Source organism: Rhizorhapis sp. SPR117, from assembly GCF_021742065.1.
In genome coordinates this window covers 1-1,831 of the sequence record NZ_JAKKIE010000168.1, presented here as the reverse complement: position 1 = coordinate 1,831, position 1,831 = coordinate 1, and the positions used below count along the sequence as shown (strand labels likewise).

The 1,831-nt window shown below is 52.6% G+C and carries 1 protein-coding gene and 1 pseudogene; both read right to left on the bottom strand.

The features are described from left to right. Positions 1-974, bottom strand: a pseudogene (locus tag L3X40_RS21730) (Ig-like domain-containing protein); the annotation flags it as partial. Positions 975-1,568: 594 nt separating this feature from the next. After that, a complete protein-coding gene (locus L3X40_RS21725; RefSeq protein ID WP_237367411.1) occupies positions 1,569-1,754 on the bottom strand; it encodes a hypothetical protein in 186 nt (61 codons plus the stop codon). Between the last annotated feature and the right edge of the window lie 77 nt (positions 1,755-1,831).

Below are 1,831 nucleotides of genomic sequence, written 5' to 3'. Positions count from 1 at the left end.
TTGCCATTGACCGTCGCACCCTCGTCCACGCTGTTCGTGTTGGCAAAAGCCACAGGCACATCATCAATGATGTCGACATGCAGTGTCGCCGACGCAGTATCACCATCGCTGTCGGTGACGACAACCGTGAAATCATCGCCATCGGAATTCAGGCTGTTGTGGATCAATTCATAGGTATAGCCGATCCGGCCCGGCTCTATGCTGACAATGGTCAGAATGCCATATGGCGTAGTAATCTGCAGTCCAATGCTGTCCGCTGTAATTACATTACCATTGACCGACACAGTTCCGGGCGCATCAGGAATGTTGTAGTTGATGAAACCGTAAGTGTTTTCCGCGTTGGACGTGCTATTTGTACCGGCCGATTGCCCAGCGTCTCCGTCAAGTGCTTCCTCATATACGGAATCGACAGCGTTGATCACGCTGACACCGGAGTTATCCACTTCGATCCCGGTATCGGGTATGGTATCTTCTTCAGGCGCAGCCGGAAAGAGTTCCTGCTGTTCCGGTGTTGAAAAGGCCAGCTCCGTCGGCGGTAGAAGATCGCCAAGATCGAATGGGTCGCCGATCGCGCCTTCGGCAGCTGCAAAATTTCCGCCTGAGCTTTGTGGGGAGCCGGCGGCAGGCTGGGGTTCTGCACCGATCAGCAGCGCCGCGATGTTGGCTGGCGGAATCTCAATACCGCCTACGACCAATTCTGGTACGAACACCGCACCGTCGACGATTACCATTTTGGTTCCGTCCGGCAAGGTTACGATCAGATCGCGGCCCGATACCTGAATTTCGTCCAGGCTTACACCCTCAGGCAAAACGACCGGACCCGCGAGAGCGGAAACAACCTGCGCATTTTCATGCTGGGATAGGGGAGACTGACCAGCCTCTGCGGCAGTCATTCCCTTAATGTCGTTCGTCGCAGCATAATTTGACGATTGCCGTGCATCGGTATCGTTGCTGACTGTGCGCTCAATATCCATTTTCCCACCCTCATATTCCCGGCGAGCGGCAAACACGGATGGGCAAGAGCCAACGGCAATCACCAACAACATAAGCGCTGTTAATGCTGGTCGGCGCGAAGACTGGGTAGAGCCCCCTCCTTCGTTTCCATTACTCTATCCGGTTTGCGATGAAGGTATGAGACCTTCTTTGCGCTCCCGCATCAGTGACCAAGCTTGCGCCCCGAATAGCTCGATCACTCGGAGTTAATATTTATTTAACTCGACAGAGTCATCTTTATTTAAGGTTAATGCTAAGATTTCATGTATTTTTACGTTAATAATGTTAAGTTATATTACTATAGATATAGTATTTTAACTTAATAATATTTCCTTGGTTATAGACCCCCGCGACCGAAAGGTTAACGCTTTGTCCGATGTGAAGAACGACTCGGAGCATGCCGGAAAATCAGCAATCGATGCCGTTCCTCGCAGCGGGATCAAACGAGACTGAAAAATAAAGGAATTCATGCCGTCATGGTCCTCCTCTGCGGGTCCGAATCGGACCGCAAAGGAGCATAAGTCTAAAGGCTGAAGGGCCGGACTGACCCCGCATCGGAGGCTCTGGTGACAGGTCTATGCGGCGATCTGGGCAACCATACGTTCACGCAACGCTTCAAGAGAAATATCGGCCAAGGCGGCCTGCATGTCTGTCGCCCGCAGCACAAGTGCGAGGCACGCCTGACGCTGCGCAAGTTCATCCAGGCCCTGCAATGTGGGCAAATGGGCCTGCACCAGATTGGGGTCGCTGCACAATGCCATACCTAGTCACCCGGAACTGTAATCCACCTCATTGATTCACGCCTCTTTGAGGAGATGAACAATGCTAGGTCGGCAGG

Bases quoted from the DNA above. Each gene is read 5' to 3' on its own strand.
- L3X40_RS21725 (WP_237367411.1), bottom strand. From the start codon at position 1,754: ATGGCATTGTGCAGCGACCCCAATCTGGTGCAGGCCCATTTGCCCACA.